The following is a 21,840-nucleotide window of genomic DNA, read 5'->3' as shown; positions in this document are numbered from 1 at the left end:
GAGATTAGAGTCGATCGCACATCCTACGCGATCGCCAAAATCGAAATACTCATCACAACTTCCTCACGCGCGAATGACTGTAATCTCTCGCCCCATTGGTGTCATCTGAATTTCAGTCTTCAACCGTTCTTCAATTTCGGGTGCATTCTCGCGGCGATCGAATATCACCAACCACCCCGAATCTTGCCCCAATCTAGCCAAATATCCATCTAACTGTTCCAACCCTTTACTCAACGGATCTACTTTCCGAGTCCGCCAAACCTTTAATTCAATACCTAATGTGACTTCACCGTAACGCAAACATAAATCCATTCTGTCGCGCCCGATCGCATATTCCCTCTCCAACGTTCCCCCACCATTAATCACCCGATGCAGAAATGCCATCAATACCAAATGCGGGGCAATTTCGGGATAAGACGCGCTTTTGAGTAACGGTTCGCCATGTTGCAGCCAAAAGGCGAGAAACGCTTGCAGGAGTTCTTCGGTCATCAGTTCACCGCGAGGATTCAACCAACTCGGACTGATCGTCGGTAAACTATCTTGCGGGCCTTGCGCCAAAACTCGTGGCAACACTTCTCGATAAATCGGATTGGCGATGACTAAACCCCCGGCTGGATCGCGTTTTAGCAAGCCCAAATCTACGAGGTATTGGCGATCGTCATTAGAAGATTCTGGCAACTCTTGTCCGGCTAGTATGGGCTCGATAATTGCTTTGACTCGGTTTTCTCTGAGTCGTTCAGCCAAGCTATCTAAATGCGTATCTTGCCGTTTTATCAGAATTTCTTTAGCTTCTAAAATATGTTCTGGTGTAATTTCTATAGATTCATCTGTTACTAATTCTTCGACGATTTCTTTGGCTAAAGCATTCACCAACCAAGGTTGTCCTTGTGTTAATTCAAAAGCTAAGGCTACGGCTTCTGGTGTAAAAACTTGTCCGGTATCCTGGGTATGTTGCCCGTAGAGTTCTGCGACTTCTTCTGCATTAAAATCTCTGAGAGTAATCGATCGCACTTTAATATTAAACGGACTGGATGTATTGAGGCGATCGCTACCACCGGCAGCCACTTTGTAATCGCGGACATCCCGCAAACCGATTAAACCTACCGATTGAGGAAACGCTTTCGGACGATTGGGATAACCATCGCGTAATTGGCGCAGGATAGAAATCAATGCTTGGTCTTGTAATGCGTCAATTTCGTCGATAAAAATAGCCAAAGGACGAGATGAAAGTTGTGCCCAAGCTTGTAAAGCAGCCCGAATTTTCTGTCCCGACTGTATGCTTGTCCAGTCGGGCGGTTGTAATTCGGGTGGGAGACGGACGGAAATATTGTCTCGCCAAGCACCCAGAATGGCATCTTCAGCACCAGCTATGTCTTGACTGAAGGGTGCGCCCACTTCCACGGACAGCATGACGGCTGTGTATTGTCCGCCCAGGGTAAGTTGTTTGGCTAAGGCCAGCATGGCCGTGGTTTTTCCCACTTGTCGGGGTGCGTGGATGACGAAATAGCTGCGTTGAGCAATTAAGCGTTCTAAGCCCGGTAAGCGCACCGTGGGCGGCAGTGCATAATGAATGTCTTCCTGGCAAGGGCCTGCGGTATTGAACCAGCGTGGCATAGGTCAATTGGGGCGAATGGGGCTGCTCTCAGTTTACTTGAGTAACGATCGGCCAACTGCCAAAATTTTACTCTTCCACCCGATAGCCCAATTCTGCCAAACGGGTGCGCGACTGCCGCCATTTCGGCTGCACCTTGACAAATAACTCCAAATATACTTTGCCTTCAATTAACTTTTGAATCTGTTCGCGGGCTGCACTGCCGATCGACTTGAGCATACTGCCGCTCTTACCGATTAAAATACCTTTTTGGGAATCCCGTTCGACGTGAATTGTCGCCAGAATGCGGGTAATCTTTGCTTCTTCTTGAACAATGTCGATCGCGATTGCGACTGAATGCGGCACTTCTTCCCGTGTCAGCAGCAAAATCTGTTCGCGAATCAACTCGCCCATAATAAACCGTTCCGGCTGATCTGTCACCAAATCGGGCGGATAATAGTAAGGCCCAACCTCCAAATGTTCGATTAACAATTGTTGCAGCGGCTCGACACCCTCGCCCGTGAGAGCCGAGAATTTTACTACAGGCCACTCGGGATTGACAATTTGTTCGTAAGTTCGATCGATCAACCCAGAATCCTCCGGTTTTTCGTCCAACTTATTCATCCCCAAAATCACCGGAACTTTGCAATTGCTGAGAATTTCGATAATATATCGATCGCCCCCACCCGATTCCACCGAACCATCCACCACAAACAGCACCACATCCACAGACTGAATCGCCGTGCGCGCATTCTGCACCAAAACCTTACCCAGTTGGTGGTGCGGCTTGTGAATTCCGGGAGTATCGACAAAAATAATTTGTGCTTCCGGCGTCGTCAGGATGCCCCGCAGCCTGTTGCGCGTCGTCTGAGACACCGGGGAAGTAATCGCAATTTTCTGCCCCACCAACTGATTCATCAGCGTGGATTTGCCGACATTCGGGCGTCCGATAATACCCACGAAGCCAGACTTGTAGCCCGCAGGAGCCGCGGGAACACCCATAATTTCCGATACGTCGATAAACTTACTATCTTCCACTAAAATCACCTATTTTCAAGCCCCTTCTCTGTCTATTGTCGCCTGAAAATACTCAAACGCCCATCGATGCACTGTAGCATCTTTCTTTCGCTGGTATAGCGCATAACACTCAAAGGGCGATCGAGCCCTCAACCAGTGTGAAAATGCCACAGGCGATCGACAAAACTTGATATCTGACACAAAATTTGATAAAGTTCCAATGACATCGATCGAAAATGAATCATTCTGGTAAAACCGAGTCCCCAAGGCTGTAACAACTTCAGATGTGTAAATGTCTCACTCAACTGAAACAATTCTACAGTTTGTCAGACCAACCAGTTTTTACGTTTTTGAAGATGTCTGGTAATAAATTAGATGGGTCAAAACCAAGATAAAATTTCATTAGCATTAGATTTTTTATAAATTAAAGCTAATGTTTTGCCCCTACCTAATTAGTGCTAACCGTCATAAAGTTGAGGAGATGAATCGGATGAAATCGAAATTATTTTGGAGTTGCTGCACCGTATTGGTAGCCAGCTTGCCTATTCCTGCCTTCGCTCAAACAGCCCCTCAAGCAGGTATTGACTACAAAGGCGGCTCAAAGAACTACCAAACAGTACCGGGCAAAATTCCTGAAAGAACTTTACCCAGAGCTTTTGACTTTCCAATTATTACTAATGTTGCTACTGACACTAGCATCACCACGGATCATCTAATTACCGAGCAGTTCCGCGCACCCGCGACTCGTACAGAATACACCCGCGCTCTCACCACCTGGTCAGAATCAATCAGAGAATGTCTGGGTAAACAGCCTCGCTTGATCCGGGCCAGCACCAAGAACCCGATTCAGATTAATGGCAAAGTAGGCACGATTGTCAGAAATGCAAATAACCGTGCAGTTTGCAAATAAGCGAGTAAGTTCCGCTGTCTGAAGACAAAAACTAAAGAGTGTTTTTACACAAAAAGAGCAATAGAAAACCTATTGCTCTTTTTGTGTAAAAACTCAATTGGTTTGTAGTGAGGACTTTAGTCCTTCTTAATTTCTGAGGACTAAAGTCCTCACTACAAACCTGATAATTCCACAAATATGCTCTGAAACCCGAAGGATAGGGATTTCAAACTCTAATTCTCGATTAAGTAGCGCAAAATTCATTCGTATTCAGCAAAATTTCCCCATAATCAGGAATCCAAGCCAGCCACTTTTGATCGGAGCACTGACACAACAACCACGCTTCATCAAAACTGAATGCTGTTGGCGGATTGAACAGTTTGACCCACATCGAAGGAGCCAATTTTGGTGCAGGTACGGCGCAGCCAAATTTTGCCCAGTCCAAGGCACTCGCGGCGCTGGCTAGCGTTGCTTGCGGTTGCCGACTACGAATATCTGTTTGCAGTTGCATAACTACTCCTGTAGAGCTAAAAGTCAGCACGCCTTGCGGGGTTTCAACAACTCATCACCAAAGGCGCAGATTAACTTAGATTATGTAGTCTATGCTACTGAATTTTCTTGGGTTCTGTGTGCTATTGTAGCAAAAATTTACAATCTAGATCGAAAAATCGGGTCAAAGCTGAAAAGACCGATCGACTATTTGGGCGATCGACAATTATCAATTACGATCGATCGGTCAAAACATTTAATTTATAGCAACCATAACCGACACTTAAAATATTCTTAATTATTTTGTCCCTCTTCGTTCTTCCCTATTCTCTCTTCCTTCTTGCTTCGGTCAACTGTCAACTGTCAACTAAGAGGGCAGGCACAGGGGCGCCGCCCCTACAAACTGTCAACTGTCAACTGTCAACTGTCAACTGTCAACTGTCAACATGAACCCAACCGAAAATTTCAACTGGAAAACTCTAGACAGATTTGTAGAAATCAACTCTCATTGGGTAAAACTAATTGGCGAACATCTCGAAACAACCGAAGGGCAAATAGTAGAATATTGGCGAGTAGAAAGAGCAGATTCAGTTGTAATCTTAACAATTCAAGCTGACAAATTGCTGTTGCCATCACCGATGTATCGCCCCGGCGTAGCAGCAGCAACCCTCGACTTTCCCGGCGGTCGCGTACCAGAAGCCGCAACACCAGCAGCCGCAGTTCCAGCTATAATCAAAAAAGAACTAGGCGTGACAGAAAGTGCGATCGCCCGCATCCAAGCAATCAACACCACAGGCTGGGAAATCAACAGTTCATTCTCCAATCAAAAACTCTACGGCTTTGTAGCAGAATTGCACCCCACAGCCACAGTAAACTCCGAACTCATCGGTGCTGCATATCCTGTCACCCCCGACGGAATTCGCGACTTGCTCAAAAAATTAACTTGCCTCCAATGTCGAGCATTGTTGCTAGAATGGCAAAACCAAGATAATTTTAGATTGTAGATTTTGGATTTTGGATTCTCCCGAAACACTCGCCGATTGACGATTTATTAAAACCAATATCACCCAAACTAATCATGGCTCTCAACAATGAAGTTGCTGTCGAATGCCTCGACGTTACATATCGGCTCAACCGCAGATATTTAGTAGAAAAACTCAATTTTAAAGTGTTTCAAGGAGAAATTTTAGTATTGTTAGGACGCAGCGGTAGTGGCAAAACTACTACCATGAAATTAATTAACAATTTACTAACGCCAAGCAGCGGTGAAGTGCTTGTCATGGGAAAACCGACAACTCAGTGGAACGCAATTCAACTGCGGCGAAAAATTGGCTACGTAATTCAAGAAATCGGTTTGTTTCCCCATTTTACCGTCGAGCAAAACGTTGGTTTAGTGCCGAAATTGGAAGGCTGGGAGGGCGATCGCATACAATCTCGCGTCCGCCAACTGTTAGAATTAGTCAACCTCGACCCCCAGCACTTCGCCAAACGCTATCCCCATCAGTTATCCGGGGGACAGCGGCAGCGTGTAGGCGTCGCCAGAGCACTTGCAGCAGATCCTCCGCTGCTATTAATGGATGAACCGTTTGGTGCTTTAGATCCCATTACTCGCCTGGAATTACAGCGGGAATTCGGTCAATTGCAGCAGCAACTAGGGAAAACTGTGATTTTTGTGACTCACGGAATTCAAGAAGCTTTTTTTTTAGCCTCTAGAATTGGTTTGATGCAAGACGGAAGGTTGGTTGAATTGGCATCGCCTGAGAATTTTATGAAATCTCAGCATCCAGAAGCTCGCGCCTTTTTGGAATCTTTTTAATTAGCTAAATTGGAATGCTGTTAGCAATCATGAATTACGCAACGATCAATTTTATTAACCGCTATGGTGCTGAGATGGTTCAGAGGTCGATGGAACACTTATATTTAGTAATAGTCGCGATTGTTATATCTACGATTGTGGGAATTCCCCTGGGGATTTTAGTCACGAGAAAACCCAAATTGAAAAAGCCGATTTTGGGCTTTGCGAATATTATGCAAACAATTCCCAGTTTGGCTTTGTTTGGCTTGCTAATTCCGGTGCCAGTTTTGGGCGGAATAGGCGATCGCACGGCAATCATCGCCCTGACACTCTATTCCCTACTGCCAATTGTCCGCAATACTTACACGGGCATTATCGGCGTCGATCGGGCGATTGTGGCGGCCGGGACAGGCATGGGAATGACGGATATGCAACTGTTGTGGCAGGTGGAACTTCCCCTGGCGCTGGGCGTGATTTTGGCGGGCGTGCGAGTGGCTGCGGTAATTGCGATCGGGCTAGCAACGATTGCGGCGGCAATTGGTGCAGGTGGTTTGGGAGTTTTTATTTTTCGGGGTGTTGCTACAGTCAACAATCAGTTACTTTTGGCTGGGGCAATTCCGGCGGCTTTGATGGCTTTAGCTGCGGATTTTGGGCTGGGTTTGGTGGAAGCGCGTCTCTCGAAAAGTACATTGAAAAATGTTAAAGATGACTAAATTTGTATTTAAGGTATGTAGTTGCGCTGTCTTCGCTCCGGTTTTATCTATTAAGAGAGCGCTGAAGCGCAACAACGTACCTAAGAGGGCTGAAGCCCAACAACGTACCTAAGATCGCACTTCCTCTACTTCCTCTGCTAAGTTCATCTCAGGTTCAGCCTTTAAAAGCGGCAAACTTACCCTAAAAGTAGATCCCTGATTCTCGCCCGCACTCTCCGCAGCAATTGTCCCGCCGTGTGCTTCCACTAAATGGCGGACGATCGCCAATCCCAATCCCAGCCCGCCATATTTGCGCGTCAGAGACACATCTTCTTGATAAAAAGAATCAAAAATAGATAGCAAAAAGTCAGGGTGGATCCCTTTACCAGTATCGCTGACGGCAATCAGCGCCCCATTGCCCGATCGCTCCAGCCGAATCTCCACTCTGCCACCGTTGGGAGTAAACTTGATCGCGTTAGAAAGCAAGTTCCAGACAATCTGCTGGAGTCGCACTGCATCGCCAGACACCAGCCCCAGATCCGGCACCACCGCATGAATCTCGATCGACTTAGCCGCCGCTGTCGTTTTCACAGTATCGATCGCAGATTCGACAGCCAAACTCAAATTCACCGGGGTGGGATTCAAGCTCAGTTTGCCGTGCATAATCCCCGCAATATCGAGCAAATCATCAATCAACTGAGTCTGCAATCTGGCATTGCGCTCGATCGTGTCTAAAGCTTTAGCAGTTTGAGCCGCATTCAAAGCTTGACTTTGCAGCAGTTGCGCCCATCCCAGGATCGGATTCAAGGGCGATCGCAATTCGTGAGAAAGCACAGCCAAAAATTCATCCTTAGCACGGTTAGCTTTTTCCGCTGCTGCGCGCAGAGCTTTTTCCTGCTGCAAAATACTGTCCCGCTGCTTTTCCAAGCATTTTTGGTCTTCAATATCAGTTGCGGTACCAAACCATTTGACAACTCGATCCGATTCATTCTTGACGGGAATAGCTTGGTGCAAAAACCATCGATACACGCCGTCGCAGCGCCGCAATCTACCTTCGGCTTGATAAGGGCTGCCGTCTTGTTGAGCAGACATCCAACGATCGCCCATCATAGAGACATCCTCAGGATGGACAACCGCCGGCCAACCTTCGGCTTGGGCTTGTGCTAGCGTCAACCCAGTAAAATCTAACCAGCGTTGGTTGACATCTAGCAATACTCCCTCAGCGTTTGCTGTCCATACTAATTGTGGGATTGATTCTGTTAAATATCGATAGCGTTCTTCGCTTTGACGGATCTCTTCCTCAGCTTGTTTGCGATCGGTAATGTCGAGGTTAATGCCGCTCAACTGTAGCGGTTCATTTTGCGGGCTTAAGCTGAGGCGGGCCAGCCCCAGAAGCCACCGCACGCCGTATTTCGGGTGAACAATGCGGAACTCGCAGTGAAACTCTTCGCAGTGTTGCTCTACAACTCTCTCCACCTCTGCATTTGCTCGATCGCGATCCTCGGGGTGCACGGCATTTAACCAATCTGCGTATTCGGGCGCACCCTTCGCAGGATCGAGTCCGTACAAATCGAAATTTTCCCGGGACCAAAAAACTTTACCAGTGGGAATTTCCCAGTGCCACGAGCCGGCATGGGCCCCCGACAGTGCCAATCGCAGGAGTTGCTCGTTGTGGCGCAAGGATGCTTCTGCTTGTTTGCGCTTGGTGATGTCGATCAAGGTTCCCACGTAGCCCGTCACCGTTCCGTTACTGTCTAGGTAGGGCAGTGACTGGGTGTAGTACCAGGTAATGCTGCCGTCTGGCTTTACGTGCCTGCCTTCGTTCTGGTAAATTCCTCTGGGCTCAGGTTTTTCACGCCACTCTTGCCATTCTCTCCTCAGACGCTCGTGTTCGTCGGGATGCAAAGCTTGCACCCATCCCATCCCCAACGCCTCTGCTACCGATCGACCTGTCATTTCGCCCCAACGGCGGTTGACATAGAGACAATTATTTTGAAGATCGAACCGGAAAATGGCAGCGGGAGAGGCTTCTGCTAGGGTTGCAAACTGGCGTTCGTTCTCTAGCAAAGCGATTTCAGCTTGTTTGCGATCGGTAATATCCTCAGCAATTCCTGTGAGCCGATAAATCCTTCCTGTCTCATCTTTGACCGGAAAACAGCGGTCTCTCACCCAGCGTACAGTGCGATCGGGCAAAACAATCCGGTACTCTTCATCGAACTTTCCTTCAACAGCTTTCTGCTCAAACGCTCGGGCGTTCGATTCGCGGTGTTCCGGATGCACTAAATCCTGCCAAACCCGAGAGTCATCATACAAAGATTTGGGATTCAAGCCCCACAGCCGTTCGTAGGCAGGACTGACATAAAGCACTCGCCCCGAAGGGTAATCGGAAATCCAGAACACAGCATCGATGCTTTCTGCTAACTGGCGGAAGCGTTCTTCGCTTTCCCGTAAAATTGCTTCGGTGCGCTTCCGCTCTTGCAGTTCGTGTTGTGCTTGCTGATAAAGCTCTGCCTGCCGGATAGCAATGCTCACCTGCTGGGCCAACTGCTGAAGCAAATCAATTTCTAAAGGTTGCCACAGGCGCGGGCCGCCGCAGTGATGGACAATCAGCAGTCCCCAACACTGTTTTTCGTGCAGGATGGGTACGACTAGATTTGCCCTGACTTGAAATTGAGCCAGCAGTTGGACGTGACAAGGGTCGATCGAGACATCGTGAATATCTGTTTTTGCCGTCACCAATCCTTGACGGTAGGGTTCGAGATAACTCTCGGCCAAACAGGGATCGTAGATTTGGGAAGCTAGGATCGATCGCCACGCAGTGCCCACAGATTCTGCTACCACAGTCCCGCCACCATCTGGCTGCAACCGAAACACGATCGCCCGATCCGTGTCGAGAAACTGTCGCACTTCCTCTACGGTTGTTTGCAAAACGCGCTCTAAATCCAGCGATTGGTGAACTTGCTGGGCAATTAGGGCGATCGCGCGCTCTCGCTGCAATCGTTGCAGGCGTTCTGCTTCTGCCTGTTTCGACTGAGTGAGGTCTACTACTGTACCCAGGAACCGCAGCGGTTTGCCAGCCCAGTCATAGTAAAGTTGACCTTTAGCGCCTACCCAATGCAGCGAACCATCGGCCCAGACAGTGCGAAATTCAACTTCATAGTTAATCCCTGTCCCAAGGGTACTGGTGATAGCCTCGCCAATAATCTCGCGGTCTTCGGGATGTACGAGTTCGATAAAATCTTCATAACTTGCCGGAGCAGTTCCCAGCGGTAGACCAAAAATCGGCCCTACCAGATTAGACCACACCACACAATTGTTAGAAATCTGCCATTCCCAAGTACCCATCCCAGCGGCTTTCAACGCTAAGTGCAAGCGTTCTTCGTTTTGTTGCAGCTTGGCGTGTAATTGCGCTTTGTCGATCGTCGCATTCACCGCCAGCCGCAAGCTCTCCGGTGTCAATTGTTCTTTGATGAGATAGTCTTGGGCGCCGGCTTTGATAGCTTCGACTGCGATCGTCTCGTTCCCGAACCCCGCCACCACGATCGCAGGTAAATATCGCTGCGATACTATTTTGCTTCGCAGTTGGGCGATAAATTGCAAACCGTCCATATCTGGCAGCCGATAATCGAACAACACCAAATCTGGCTGGTGCCGTTCCCACAGCGCCAACCCTTCTTTCCCTAACGGGGCTGCGATTATGTTGTATTGGTACTCGCGATCGCGCAGCAGATACTGTCGGTACTTATGACAGTCTTCCGGGCTGCGATCGACAATCAAGACGGTGCGCTGGATCTGACTCATTGCAAACCTTCCTTGCAAGCGCGATCGATCTTCATGGCAATTTCACAGCACCCATCGTGTAAAGTCTGGATGCTTCCCTTCAATTGACGAACATTCATCGGAGCGATCGTACAGCTATAATTTGTAACAGATACTGGCAAAACATGAGCCAAACGCAGAAAGTCTATTTTTTGTATCGGCTTAAAAAGCAGATAGTTGCTACCAATACATTCTATCTACTTTCAACAAGTTATACGTAGATAAATTTTAAACCGTCAGCGTTGTGATTGTCTGCAAACCATCGGCATTCGGAGGATTTGCCATCAGATTGCGAATTTCATGCGATCGTGCAATGTACTCTCCATCGCTTAAAACAGCTTCACTCCCCTCCAGAGAAATAGGACTTGCCAAATCAATCCAAGAACGACAACCGCCGTATTCAGAAATGTACGGAATTTCGGCTGTTTCTGCGAGGCGATAAGCACGCAGCAATAAAATATAAATTGGCTGGTTTTGTTTCCATTTCAGGCGGTCGCCGACAAATTTTTCATTCCAAATATGGTAAGGAAGCAATGCCTTAATTGCTGGCTCCCAAGCCACCAAAAAAACATCAGTAATCTCAGCCCAACTGGCAATTCTAATATTTTCTGGATGCCAGCCCGATTCTACAATTTTCACTTGACTTTCAAAATCGGGCTTTAATAAATCAGGTTGTTGGTGTTCAAAAGTTGGATACAGTAAAACTTGCTTGTCACTGACATTAAACTGTCCCGCTTGCTCGCGAATACCACCCTTTCGCAACAGCAAAATCGTTTTGCCACATTCTAAAGCATTAACCGCTACATTCCATTCTTTCAGCGCGCAAGTAGTTGATTTCATAGGTGTTTTTTAGAGTTTAACAATAGTAACAAAATCGGTGACTCAAAGCTACTATACCTACTTTTTTCTGTTAAAATTAGATAGATTGAGGGTGAATACTAAAAATCCAAATGAGGACTTAGGGTATGGAAAAGCGACAATTGGGGACATCGGAAATTCAAATAACCCCGATAATTATGGGGACTTGGCAAGCTGGGAAGTGGATGTTGGTGGGAATTGAGGATGCTGAAAGTGTCAAAGCCATGCGCGCCGCTTTTGAGGCCGGTATTACCACCTTTGATACGGCTGAGGTTTACGGAGAAGGGCATTCGGAACAAATTATCGGTCAAGCACTTTCAGACGTGCGATCGCAAGTAGTATATGCTAGCAAAGTCTTTGCCAACCACCTCAGAGCAGATTTGGTAGTCGAAGCGTGCGATCGCTAAAAAACCTCAACACCGATTATATCGACCTGTACCAAATCCACTGGCCCGCCGACACTTGGAATTCCAAAGCTGTACCAATTGCCGAAACAATGGACGCCCTGAACAAATTAAAGCAACAGGGGAAGATTCGGGCGATCGGCGTTTCCAACTTTTCCCAGGCCCAAATAGCAGAAGCCTCCCAATACGGACGCATTGACAGCTTGCAACCGCCCTATTCTCTGTTTTGGCGCTGCGTAGAAAAAGACGCCATGCTCTACTGTCAAGAAAATCATATCTCAATCATCGCCTATTCATCTCTAGCCCAAGGAATATTGACAGGTGAATTTGGGCCAGAACACAAATGTGCAGAAGGAGATCGCCGCGCCAAAAATAAGCTGTTCCTCAAAGAAAATTATGCCCGAGTGCAAACAGCATTAAATCAACTGCCGCCAATTGCCGATCGCCACCAGACAAGCTTGGGAAACTTAGCATTGGCCTGGTTGATTGTGCAGCCGCAAACCAATGCAATTGTCGGCGCCCGCGACGCCCAACAAGCCACCGATAACGCTAAAGTGGCTGAGGTAAAGTTAAGTCAGGAGGACTTAAAAGAGATTGACGCGATCGGGCGAACAGTCACCCGGGCGAACAGTCACCGATCGTTTAGATGACAATCCCGTCATGTGGAACTTCTAAAATAGCTTGGGATCGGAATACCGGGCGGTTGAAACCGCGTCTATACAAACCAAACCCGCCTCCGCGGGTTGAAGACAAAAGCGGTTAAAATTTTTTTATTTTCTTCAGTCTGCGGAGGCAGACTTCGTTTGTGTAGACGCGGTTTCAACCGCCGTCTTATCTAAAATCTAAAATCAAAAATCGAATGAGTTACTGTTTAAACCCGAACTGTTCTAAGCCCCACAACCCGGATGCAGCCAAAATTTGCCGCAATTGCCGGTCAAAACTGCTGCTGCGCGACAGATACCGTGCTATAAAGGCGATCGGACAAGGAGGTTTTGGCAGAACATTTCTCGCCGTAGACGAAGACAAACCCTCCAAACCCCGCTGCGTCATCAAGCAATTTTTACCAGACAGCCAACTAATACCATCTGGAGTCGATCGCAACAGCAAAAAAGCCGCCCAACTGTTTGAACAAGAAGCAATGCGATTGGACGAATTGGGCAAACACCCCCAAATTCCAGAACTATTAGCCTATTCCACCCAAGACAACCGACAATACGTAGTACAAGAATTTATCGACGGCCAAAACTTAGCACAAATCGTCGAACAAGAAGGCACATTTACAGAAACTCAAATTAAAGACTTACTCAACAGCTTATTACCAGTAATTCACTTCATCCACTCGCACAACGTCATTCACCGAGACATCAAACCGGGAAACATCATCCGCCGCGCCGACAAACAATTAGTTTTAGTAGATTTTGGCGCCGCCAAAATTGCCACAGGTACGGCATTACTCAAAACAGGAACCAGCATCGGCAGCCCCGAATACATCGCCCCCGAACAAGCCAGAGGTAAAGCATTTTTTACCAGCGATTTGTACAGTTTAGGCGTAACTTGCCTGTATTTGCTAACACAAGTTTCCCCATTTGACCTATTCGATCCAGGCGAAGATACCTGGATTTGGCGGCAATATTTAACAAATAACCCAGTCAGCGAAGAATTAGGAAAAATCTTAGATAAAATGATTGACAATGCTACAAACCGCCGCTATCAAACGGCTGTGGAAGTATTAAAAGAAATAAATCCGCAATGTGCGATCGACCTAGCAATACCCGAAAAACAATCCAACAAGTTAATTAAACCCGAAAAAACTACCGCCCAGCCCCAACAACCAACCTATAACTGGCAATGTATTCACACCTTAACAGGTCACAAAAACTTAATTTACTCTGTTGCTTTCAGCCCCAACGGAGAAGTCATAGCCAGCGCTAGCGATGACAAAACCATCAAGCTGTGGCGAGTAGAAGACGGACAAGAAATAGTAACTCTCGCAGGCCATACAAACTCAGTATATACAGTAGCTTTCAGCCCCGACGGACTGATGCTAGCCAGCAGCAGCCACGACAAAACCATCAAACTTTGGCGCATGAAAGACGGGCAAGAAATCCGAACCCTGATCGGTCATAGTAATTCAGTTTACGGTACAGCTTTCAGTCCCGATGGAACGTTGATTGCTAGTAGCAGTTGGGACAGAACAATCAAGATTTGGCGAGTCAAAGACGGGCAAGAAATTAGCACGTTGGTGGGTCACATTAATTTAGTTTATTTTGTGGCTTTTAGCCCGGATGGCGAAACTCTTGCTAGCAGCAGTTGGGACAGAACAATCAAGATTTGGCGAGTCAAAGATGGCAAGCTAATTCGGACGCTGACAGGTCATACAGACTGCGTTCGCTGCATAGCCTTCAGTCCGAATGGCGAGTTTTTGGCTAGCGGCAGCCACGACAATACTATTAAGATTTGGTGGGTTAAAGATTGGCAAGAAGTTTTAACTATCAGAGGTCATTCGTGGTATGTTGATTCTATTGCCTTTAGTCCAGATAGCGAGATTCTGGCTAGCAGCAGCAATCAAACTATCAAAATTTGGCGGGTTAAAGACGGTGAAGAAATTTGTAATATTGCTGGTCATAGTAACTCGGTTTATTCTGTTAATTTTAGCCCGGAAGGAGAGTTTTTGGCGAGCGGCAGCAGTGACAAAACAATTAAGATTTGGCAGAATATGATGTTTGTTTGATTAGCCACAATCTAAGTTGTTCGTAGTAAGGACTTTAGTCCTTATTGACTAAAAGCTTTCGTAGAGTATGAAAGTCTTCACTACAAACCGAAGAAAGAGGACTGAAGTCCTTACTACAAACCGAAGAGGGAGGATTAATTCAACCGTTTTCCCTTTCAATTTTTCGCCGCAACTCCCGAATTACTGTACTTGTATGGCGATCGCGCGACATTTGCCAGCATTCCTCCACAATTTCTGATATATTAAAATCGGGAAAATAACGGCTAACTGAACTTTCGACATAGCGATCGTTTTGCAAGTCGTAAATTCTGAGCTTATTTTTCTTAAACAGCCACACTTCCGGCACTTGATAAGGCAAGTAATCATCTAAATCCGTATAGCTAGTTACGTCTACTTCAATCACCAGATCGGGCGGCGGTTCAACACCCCAAGCAATCCGATCTTTACCAAGAATTGCCTCGCAATTATCAATATAAAAACAATAATCTGGTTCAATTCCTCTTTCCTCCGGCAAATCCATCGTAATTGGCGTAAACGCTTCATAATCTCGCCCCAAGCAATCTAGCAAAACTTTGACAACATCAGCAATGATATTTGCTTGTTTTCCGTGTACGGGTAAAGGGGACATTAACAAAATTTCTCCTGGCCGATATTTGATGCGCGGAATTGAACGATCGCCCAATTGTTCTACAAGTGCTTGGTAATCCTGCCAACTACCGGGAAATTTTATCAGTGTTCCTGGTGGCAAATGAATCTTTTCTGGGGTGACAACTGCAAACATAAAACTTATACCTCGACTGAGGATGTGTGTTTTAAACAACTAAAAGCTATTATCAATCTATCTGCTTCACTACCTCCAAGGCTAACCCTAGCACTTCTGCAATTTGCTCATCCTTCAATCCCAACTGTCGTAATTTACCAATCATTTCAATTTTAACTTGATTCGTGCCGTCCTGGAAGTCGGGAGTCGCCGGCTGACTTTTATCTGGGGTAGGAGTGGGTAGTTCTGAGCAACCATTGATATAGTTAATTGTGTTGCTATGACCAAAATGAGTATTATTATTGCGATCGCCAAAATTTATATTCAGATTTAATTGCCGTTCTAGAACAGATTCCAGATTACCTTTATCAACTGGTTCATCAAAAACATCAGATAACATTTGCAAAAGCTTGTAACCTACATCCTTAGCATGACCCGCCGTACAACCGTAAGTATCTGCAATATCAGAATACTTTTGTCGATTCAGTATTCCCTCGATAATTCCGCGCTGCAAGTCATTGAGATGTTTGCCTGTCTTCGCGCTGAGCACTTCATCTACAAATTGCAAGATAGGGGCAGTGTCCATCAGTAGGGGCGTCGGAGAACTATAGTTAGTATACCCGACTTTATCCGTCTTTATCAGTCTTTTTCCGCCTTGCATGGCAATTTTAGAAATACCCGTCTTTTTCCGTCTTTTTTCGCTTTGCAGTTTTGTGCGATCGGTTTATGATACGGAAAAGGATAAAAAGCAGCTTCTTCCAACGAAGCTGCTGCACATCCAATACCGCTCATCAACGGCGAGCGATAGAGCTTTACTATTTTGCGAGTTGCGATCGCACTTCTAAACTATCTTAGAGGTTTTGGGCGATCGCCTGTATGCGCGAACAGCAGTTCATGAGCGAGTTTCAAGACTTCTGCAATGTCCATAGAGCGGTCAAATGGGTCAGGTTTTTCTGATCTTATCCGATCTTTCCGACATTTTGCCGACATTTTGGAAATTTTTGGGTGAAAAGTTCCGACAAGATCCGACTGACAGAGCCATTAGTTTTAGGCTATCAATTGAATTAGCGTAAAATTTAATACTTAGACATACAGTAAATTATTGCTTTGGAGACATATCATGAGCTTCGTGTACAGAGACATAACTGGGACTGGTACGGAAAGTGGGCAGTACGAGGTCTTGGTTAATGGAAGTGAAGTAGGCATTATTATTCGAGAAGGCAGTTCGTGGCTAGTAGCTAGACCTAATAGTAATAACTACGAGAGTCAAACATTCCTCAACAAACAAGAGGCTGCCCAACATCTAGCAGACTTGGCTGGAATAAATTGGCAAGCCTAATAGTCCATTACTACTTGTACCTTAAGCGTAATCAAAATGAGAAGAAGTAATAACCCAGAAAGTATTCGTCTGTATAACTTGAAGGTAGAACGTACAAACTTGATGAAGCAGTTGAAGTATGAGAAAAATGAAGATCATAAAAACAACCTTGAGGCTGAAATTGGTCGGATCGAAGATCAAATTGATAGGATTTATGTGGAACGAGAAGGAGTAGCTCATATGAAATGGTTGCTCTCCGAATTTGGAGAAGATATATTTCCCGATCGTGATTAATTCATTGGCTGATTTTTAGTTTTCTGGCGATCGCACTTGCTTTTTTTACTGATAGGCGGTCGCCTTTACTTCTTTCACCAACAGAGCCATCAATCAGGGGCTAGAGATGCGATCGCCCCGTACTTTTTTTATTGATAGGCGATAGCCCCTCTCTTTTTTACCGATCGACATCGACGCTGATTAGAAGCGGATAATCTCGATCGTGCATCGCGATCGCTGAAAACAAACATCAAATTCTCGAAAGAAATTCGTTTGCCCAAGAATTAAGGACACCTGAGAGGATTGTGCCCAGGCAAATGCTAGACGAACTGGTTCCAGATTCCCAATTTGAACGTGCACAAATACACCCCGCGCCTCAACCCTTGCAAGATTTCCAGCCAATGGCAAGCGGATAGTTTGTTCCTCCCAAATTACACCCAATTGCAGCCCTATGTCATAAGGTAATAGGTTGACCGCAGACCCAGTATCTAGCAGTGCATTCGCGGAGACAGAAAAGCCTGCATGACATCAGAGTAATGGGAATCGTGGGTAATGCTTGATCGTCAGAAAAGGGAAACTCGATCGTACTAGGCATGAGTAGATGCCTCTTGGTCATCCCAAATCATCTGCATCAGAATGTTTGCAGCTTCCGTTGCATCGTAGGGCGACCAAACCGGATACTCTGATGCAGAAAAGATAACTTGTAGTTCAGCCTTTGGGATTTGCACAGCTAGGAGTTTGAAGAGTGATAATTTGTCTGGCTGGCTCAGACTGTTCACCAAAGGAATTAACTCAGCGAGAGACATAGTTTAAACTCCTAGACATACGAGGATACATTTATCATAAACGATCTGTGAAACACGGTTTTATAGATAGGCGATCGATCAAAAGTGTGGATGCGATCACCCCTTACTTTTTTATGGATAGGCGATCGATAAGGAGTGGGGATGCAATCGCACTTTGTCTTTTTTTACCAAAAATGTAATTTTAAACAGAAGTGCGATCGCCCTTCTTCCACCTCTTCAACAACTCCGGCGTCACCAAACCTTGCGGAAAAAATATCGTCCCCAAAACAATCAGCACCCCAAACACAATTAACCGCCCATCTCGCAGAAATTGCGCCAACCAAACCGGCAATCCCTGAATAGTCGCCATCCCCCTCAAAACCTCCGGTAAAGCAGTAAATACCATCCCACCCAAAACAGCTCCCAAAAACGTTCGGCTACCACCAATCAACACAGAAGTCAAGTAAATAATACTAGCATCAAAAGTTCCTTGACGCGCGTTCCAAGTATTCAGAAAATGAGCGCTAACTGCACCGACAACCCCAGCTAAAACAGCACCTAACGTGAAAGCCAAAACTTTATAAAAAGTTGGGTTAATGCCGATCGCATCAGCCGCCAACTCATCAGCCCGAATCGCCGCAAAAGCCCGCCCCACCCGAATCCGTTCCAACCGATAGACAATCGCCATACTTACCAACAGTAAAGGCAGTACAATCCACAAATACTCGATCGGCGTCCCAAACGGTTGCGGAATTCCAAAAATGCCCACAGCCCCACCAGTGATATCTAGATTCAGCGATAAAACCCGCAAAATTTCCACAAAAGCAATAGTTGCGATCGCCAAATAAATCCCACTCAACCGCAGTGCCGGAATTCCCACCAAAATCCCCAACAACCCCGAAACAACCCCTGCAATTATCATCTCTACCAACAGCAACGGTAGAGGAAATAAACCCCCTGTCGGCTTAAACACCGTCGTAGACAAAATCGCCGCAATATACCCACCCAACGCATAAAAACCAGGGCTAGCGAGAGACAACTGTCCAGTCATTAAAGGCAAGTACAGCGACATTCCCAACATTGCACCCAGCAGCATCGAGACAATCAGAAACCCATAAGTAGTAAAAAATGCAGCCATTTGATTTGAAATTATAAATTTTTAGAAAAAATCCGGTTAACTTTGTTTCCAATTATAATTGACTAAGCTCGTTTGAATATGGTCTTCCCACCGACCATTGATAAACAAATAGTCTCTAGCGTAACCTTCCACCACAAATCCCAATCTTTTAAGTAGATTACCGCTGCGTTGATTGTGAGGCATATAATTTGCCATAATGCGATGTAAATTCAACTCTTCAAAGACATATTGAATCGCCCCCCGCACAGCTTCAGTCATGTAACCTTTACCTTGTTGTGCTTCTGCCAGATTATATCCTAAAAAGCAGAAATGACCGGCACCTCGTACAAAATTATCAAAATTAACGTTACCAACAATATACTCAGGATTATCCTTCTCAAAAATCCACAACTTTAAAGATTTGTCAGACTCAAATCCTTGGCAATCTTTCTCTACTTGTTTTTGCAAATAGCTTTCCGTTAAAAAATCCTTCGCCCATTGTCGGTGCCACGGAGTAAAAAATCTTTGGTTGTCACTGTAAAATTTAATAATTTTGCAGATATCGTCTCGATCGGCCAATCGCAAAAAAAGGCGATCGCTTACAATTAATGGAACTGCTTCTTTCATAGAAAATATTTTTGGCAACTGATGCACTAAAGTTCTTGCAAACCATCCTACACCTTTTGAATCAAACGCCTGCCAAACAAACCCTGCGGCCTCACCAACAGCATCATAAACAATATCGCAAAAGCCACAGCATCCTTATAAGCCGAAAAATCTCCCGGTACAAAAGCCTCCACCAAACCAATGATAAACCCACCCAAAACTGCGCCAGGAATACTTCCCAACCCCCCAAGCACAATCACCGCCAAACCCTTCAAACCAAAAGCAATCCCAAAATACGGCCCAGCAATACTCACGCTAGAACCCACCAAACTCCCAGCCAAACCCGCCAGAAAACTGCTCACAAAAAACGTCAAGACAATATAGCGATCGGTATCAATCCCCAACAAACTAGAAGTAGTAGCATCTTCAGCCACAGCCTGCATTGCTTTGCCAAACTTAGTGAAATTTATTAAATAAGTTAAAACAGCCACAATCGCAACTGATACCGCAAAAATTACTATTTGAACAGTCCGAATCGGAATAGGTTTATCCGCCGTTCCAAAGTTAATCGCAGCAGGCAAATAGCCGTAAGTGTTAGCAGGAAAAGTGTAAATTTCCGCGCCGACAAGATATTGAATGATATTGGCGATCGCCACCGCTACACCCAAACTAGAAACCACCGTCAGCAGAGGATCTGAGTGTCGGCGGCGCAAAGGCAAAAAAGCAACTCGTTCCACAATCACTCCCACCAAACCAGCCATCACACTTCCCAAAATTAACGCCGCAGCAAAAGGCAATTGCACCGGAAGTCGAGCATTAGCCCACAACCCGTTAAAACCGAAAGCACCTCCCATCAGCGCATAGGTAAAATAAGCACCCAAGGTAAATACAGCACCGTGAGCAAAATTAATAATTCCCAAAATAGAAAACACCAGCGTGTATCCCAGGGCAAAAATAGCATACACGCTGCCGATCGACAAACCATTCAGAAATTGTTGCAGAAACAGAGTTAAGTCCATCGCCAGTCACTAATTAGGCATCAAAATTAAATCATTCAATCACAAATAGGCTAAAAAACTACTGTCATATTTTTGACTACATTCGTTAAATTCCTACAAAATTCGTTGCCGAAATTCCTTTATTTCAAAAATTCAAACTTCCCATTAACTCCATCCGCATTCATTTTAATTTGTGCCACATAAAAGTCTTTTTGATTTATTTCACCTTCCGGCGTAAAAGAAATTTCCCCCAAAGGCGTATCATACTTGCCAGTCAACAACTGCTCATTAAGCTTTGTACGCAATTCTGCCAAAGGTTTTTCGCTAACCTTAGACTGAGCATTAATTGCCTTTAATGACTCCACAAAAACTTGTACGCCAGTAAAAGCTTGAGCGCTAAACTGAGGCGGTTCCTTCTTAAATTGAGCGCGATAAGCATCGCGGAAAGCCTTATTAATTTCATTCTGATATTCCGGACTGTATGCTTGGGCAATCAAAACCCCATCGCAAAGAGCCTTGCAAACAGTAAATACATTGGAAGTATTCAAACCGTTGCCGCCAATAATAACGCCTTTGTAGCCCAACTCCCGCAATTGCTTAATTAAATTGCCTCCATCTGCGGCCAACCCAGAAATAATTATCAAATCGGGCTTGACATTGATCCCATTAGTGGCTTGAGATTGGAAATCTGTATCAGTAGTCAAGAATTTTTGGACTGTTGCCAATTCCAGCCCCATCTCTTTAACGGTTTTCTGAAAAGTTTCAGTCTCAGATTTGCTGAAAGCATCATTCTGAGCAAAAAACACGGCTACTTTCTTGATATTGGGATTTTGCTTCAGGGCCGCTTTAACTGCATTAGGTGCCACCACGGCGACAGGCGCGGAGACTCTGGCCACATAATCGCCAATCTGGGGAATGCCTTTAGCCGTGTTGGACGGTGCGAGGACGGGAACTTTGGCGCGATCGGCGATCGGATCGGCACCAAAAGCCTGCTGTGATAGAGTTGGGCCCACAATCCCCACCACCTTATCCTGATTGATCAGAGTATTAAACGCATTAATCGCCCCTTGTTCATCTCCACCCGTATCTTGGAACACCAGTCTAATCGGCGTCCCATCCACACCGCCCTTATCGTTAAAATACTTCTCAGCAATTTTCGCCCCAGCCACCTGTTCCTGACCGAGTAAAGCCACATTGCTAGTTTGCGCCACCCCAACCCCAACCGGAATAGCCGCAGAGTTCCCCGCAGCCGAAGCCTGTGGCGTAGCTGTGGGAGTTGGTGAAGTACCTGGAGATACTGTATTAGTACCAGTCTGGGGAGTGTTGGTCTGGCTGCAAGCCAGCAGCAGTGAGGCGCAGGTTAGGAACAAGGCAGTAGGACGAGCAGTAGGTTTTTTCATGGGCGGGCGATCGAACACATATATATAGAACATCTGTCTGTGTCTGTAGAGATATTCTACCCATTAGCGGAAGAGTCCCCGGAAAAAACCTTAGAATTACACCCCAAACAAGTGAAATCCGGACAAGCAGATTGGGCGATCGGGTGAAATAGTCGGTCTCAACAGCCGAAATCCCTGCGGTGTATAGGTTCAAAAAAAACTCAAAAATATTTTTGCAAAACGCTTGACAACCCCTTGCGAAATAAGTATATTAATAAAGCGCCAGAGAGAGAGCGGTTCACACCGCGAACTTAAGGCA

25 protein-coding genes are annotated in these 21,840 nt (G+C 45.9%); 11 read left to right on the top strand and 14 right to left on the bottom strand.

Translation table 11 applies throughout. The annotated features are described in order from the left end of the window. Positions 1-63 precede the first annotated feature (63 nt). On the bottom strand, positions 64-1,614 hold the full coding sequence (locus tag QZ918_RS26940) for an ATP-binding protein (RefSeq protein WP_293340578.1): 1,551 nt from the start codon (positions 1,612-1,614) through the stop codon (positions 64-66). A gap of 67 nt (positions 1,615-1,681) precedes the next feature. After that, the gene (gene era / locus QZ918_RS26935) at positions 1,682-2,593 is read right to left on the bottom strand and encodes a GTPase Era (protein ID WP_293340614.1); all 912 of its coding nucleotides are present in this window, start codon (positions 2,591-2,593) and stop codon (positions 1,682-1,684) included. A gap of 505 nt (positions 2,594-3,098) precedes the next feature. On the opposite strand from era, the gene QZ918_RS26930 reads away from it, so the two are divergent. Beyond that, positions 3,099-3,518 (top strand): hypothetical protein, encoded by a 420-nt coding sequence (locus QZ918_RS26930; protein WP_293340576.1) that lies wholly within the window; start codon positions 3,099-3,101, stop codon positions 3,516-3,518. Between the two features lie 223 nt (positions 3,519-3,741). Here QZ918_RS26930 and QZ918_RS26925 read toward each other — a convergent pair whose 3' ends face one another. Continuing rightward, on the bottom strand, positions 3,742-4,008 hold the full coding sequence (locus QZ918_RS26925; RefSeq protein WP_293154278.1) for a hypothetical protein: 267 nt from the start codon (positions 4,006-4,008) through the stop codon (positions 3,742-3,744). A gap of 281 nt (positions 4,009-4,289) precedes the next feature. Here QZ918_RS26925 and QZ918_RS26920 point away from each other — a divergent pair, with 281 nt between their 5' ends. The 4 genes from QZ918_RS26920 (at position 4,290) to QZ918_RS26905 (ending at position 6,494) form a co-directional block, all read left to right on the top strand. Beyond that, positions 4,290-4,436 carry a hypothetical protein gene (locus tag QZ918_RS26920; RefSeq protein ID WP_293340573.1) on the top strand — a complete coding sequence of 49 codons (147 nt, stop codon included), beginning with the start codon at positions 4,290-4,292 and terminating at the stop codon, positions 4,434-4,436. Continuing rightward, a complete protein-coding gene (locus QZ918_RS26915; RefSeq protein ID WP_293340570.1) occupies positions 4,433-4,990 on the top strand; it encodes an NUDIX hydrolase in 558 nt (185 codons plus the stop codon). Before QZ918_RS26920 ends, QZ918_RS26915 begins: the two co-directional genes overlap by 4 nt. Positions 4,991-5,064: 74 nt before the next feature. Continuing rightward, positions 5,065-5,802 carry an ATP-binding cassette domain-containing protein gene (locus QZ918_RS26910; protein WP_293154272.1) on the top strand — a complete coding sequence of 246 codons (738 nt, stop codon included), beginning with the start codon at positions 5,065-5,067 and terminating at the stop codon, positions 5,800-5,802. A gap of 14 nt (positions 5,803-5,816) precedes the next feature. Further along, the gene (locus tag QZ918_RS26905; RefSeq protein ID WP_293340567.1) at positions 5,817-6,494 is read left to right on the top strand and encodes an ABC transporter permease; all 678 of its coding nucleotides are present in this window, start codon (positions 5,817-5,819) and stop codon (positions 6,492-6,494) included. A gap of 108 nt (positions 6,495-6,602) precedes the next feature. Here QZ918_RS26905 and QZ918_RS26900 read toward each other — a convergent pair whose 3' ends face one another. The 3 genes from QZ918_RS26900 to QZ918_RS26890 all read right to left on the bottom strand — a co-directional run bounded on the left by QZ918_RS26900 (position 6,603) and on the right by QZ918_RS26890 (position 11,132). Beyond that, positions 6,603-10,274, bottom strand: a complete 3,672-nt coding sequence (locus QZ918_RS26900) for a PAS domain-containing protein (protein WP_293340564.1) — start codon at positions 10,272-10,274, stop codon at positions 6,603-6,605. After that, positions 10,271-10,414: a hypothetical protein gene (locus tag QZ918_RS26895; protein WP_293340561.1), complete on the bottom strand. Its 144-nt coding sequence runs from the start codon at positions 10,412-10,414 to the stop codon at positions 10,271-10,273. Before QZ918_RS26895 ends, QZ918_RS26900 begins: the two co-directional genes overlap by 4 nt. A 106-nt stretch (positions 10,415-10,520) precedes the next feature. Next, positions 10,521-11,132 (bottom strand): DUF1802 family protein, encoded by a 612-nt coding sequence (locus tag QZ918_RS26890; RefSeq protein WP_293340558.1) that lies wholly within the window; start codon positions 11,130-11,132, stop codon positions 10,521-10,523. Between the two features lie 125 nt (positions 11,133-11,257). Here QZ918_RS26890 and QZ918_RS33325 point away from each other — a divergent pair, with 125 nt between their 5' ends. From QZ918_RS33325 to QZ918_RS26880, 3 genes are all read left to right on the top strand, one after another. Beyond that, entirely contained in the window at positions 11,258-11,557 is a 300-nt protein-coding gene (locus tag QZ918_RS33325; protein ID WP_524538478.1) for an aldo/keto reductase, read from the top strand. Continuing rightward, positions 11,545-12,204 carry an aldo/keto reductase gene (locus tag QZ918_RS26885; protein ID WP_524538477.1) on the top strand — a complete coding sequence of 220 codons (660 nt, stop codon included), beginning with the start codon at positions 11,545-11,547 and terminating at the stop codon, positions 12,202-12,204. The genes QZ918_RS33325 and QZ918_RS26885 overlap by 13 nt, the downstream gene beginning before the upstream one ends. Positions 12,205-12,413: 209 nt before the next feature. Beyond that, positions 12,414-14,285 carry a WD40 repeat domain-containing serine/threonine-protein kinase gene (locus QZ918_RS26880; RefSeq protein ID WP_293340555.1) on the top strand — a complete coding sequence of 624 codons (1,872 nt, stop codon included), beginning with the start codon at positions 12,414-12,416 and terminating at the stop codon, positions 14,283-14,285. A gap of 139 nt (positions 14,286-14,424) precedes the next feature. On the opposite strand, the gene QZ918_RS26875 is transcribed toward QZ918_RS26880, so the two are convergent. Both QZ918_RS26875 and QZ918_RS26870 read right to left on the bottom strand, forming a co-directional pair. Next, positions 14,425-15,066 carry a Uma2 family endonuclease gene (locus QZ918_RS26875; RefSeq protein ID WP_293340552.1) on the bottom strand — a complete coding sequence of 214 codons (642 nt, stop codon included), beginning with the start codon at positions 15,064-15,066 and terminating at the stop codon, positions 14,425-14,427. A gap of 52 nt (positions 15,067-15,118) precedes the next feature. Then, positions 15,119-15,631: a helix-turn-helix domain-containing protein gene (locus tag QZ918_RS26870; protein ID WP_293340549.1), complete on the bottom strand. Its 513-nt coding sequence runs from the start codon at positions 15,629-15,631 to the stop codon at positions 15,119-15,121. A 73-nt stretch (positions 15,632-15,704) separates the two neighbouring features. Between QZ918_RS26870 and QZ918_RS26865 the strand changes: the two genes are divergently transcribed. From QZ918_RS26865 to QZ918_RS26855, 3 genes are all read left to right on the top strand, one after another. After that, the gene (locus QZ918_RS26865; protein ID WP_293340546.1) at positions 15,705-15,890 is read left to right on the top strand and encodes a hypothetical protein; all 186 of its coding nucleotides are present in this window, start codon (positions 15,705-15,707) and stop codon (positions 15,888-15,890) included. A gap of 275 nt (positions 15,891-16,165) precedes the next feature. After that, complete coding sequence (locus QZ918_RS26860; RefSeq protein ID WP_293340543.1) at positions 16,166-16,384, top strand: hypothetical protein; 219 nt, start codon at positions 16,166-16,168, stop codon at positions 16,382-16,384. Between the two features lie 36 nt (positions 16,385-16,420). Next, positions 16,421-16,657: a hypothetical protein gene (locus tag QZ918_RS26855; protein ID WP_293340540.1), complete on the top strand. Its 237-nt coding sequence runs from the start codon at positions 16,421-16,423 to the stop codon at positions 16,655-16,657. Between the two features lie 180 nt (positions 16,658-16,837). Here QZ918_RS26855 and QZ918_RS26850 read toward each other — a convergent pair whose 3' ends face one another. The 6 genes from QZ918_RS26850 to QZ918_RS26825 all read right to left on the bottom strand — a co-directional run bounded on the left by QZ918_RS26850 (position 16,838) and on the right by QZ918_RS26825 (position 21,575). Next, the gene (locus QZ918_RS26850; RefSeq protein ID WP_367275450.1) at positions 16,838-17,089 is read right to left on the bottom strand and encodes a hypothetical protein; all 252 of its coding nucleotides are present in this window, start codon (positions 17,087-17,089) and stop codon (positions 16,838-16,840) included. 134 nt (positions 17,090-17,223) lie between these two features. Continuing rightward, positions 17,224-17,442: a hypothetical protein gene (locus tag QZ918_RS26845; RefSeq protein WP_293340534.1), complete on the bottom strand. Its 219-nt coding sequence runs from the start codon at positions 17,440-17,442 to the stop codon at positions 17,224-17,226. A 181-nt stretch (positions 17,443-17,623) separates the two neighbouring features. Continuing rightward, positions 17,624-18,559, bottom strand: coding sequence for a branched-chain amino acid ABC transporter permease (locus QZ918_RS26840; RefSeq protein WP_293340531.1), 936 nt, complete (start codon positions 18,557-18,559; stop codon positions 17,624-17,626). A 36-nt stretch (positions 18,560-18,595) separates the two neighbouring features. Then, a complete protein-coding gene (locus QZ918_RS26835; protein WP_293340529.1) occupies positions 18,596-19,165 on the bottom strand; it encodes a GNAT family N-acetyltransferase in 570 nt (189 codons plus the stop codon). 47 nt (positions 19,166-19,212) lie between these two features. Continuing rightward, complete coding sequence (locus QZ918_RS26830; RefSeq protein WP_293340526.1) at positions 19,213-20,163, bottom strand: branched-chain amino acid ABC transporter permease; 951 nt, start codon at positions 20,161-20,163, stop codon at positions 19,213-19,215. Between the two features lie 119 nt (positions 20,164-20,282). Beyond that, the gene (locus QZ918_RS26825; RefSeq protein WP_367275447.1) at positions 20,283-21,575 is read right to left on the bottom strand and encodes an ABC transporter substrate-binding protein; all 1,293 of its coding nucleotides are present in this window, start codon (positions 21,573-21,575) and stop codon (positions 20,283-20,285) included. Positions 21,576-21,840 lie beyond the last annotated feature (265 nt).

The sequence above is a fragment of the Microcoleus sp. CAWBG58 genome, from assembly GCF_020883045.1.
Taxonomy (GTDB): domain Bacteria; phylum Cyanobacteriota; class Cyanobacteriia; order Cyanobacteriales; family Microcoleaceae; genus Microcoleus.
Note: the sequence above shows the minus strand (reverse complement) of the source record. Positions and strands in the feature narration are given on the sequence as shown.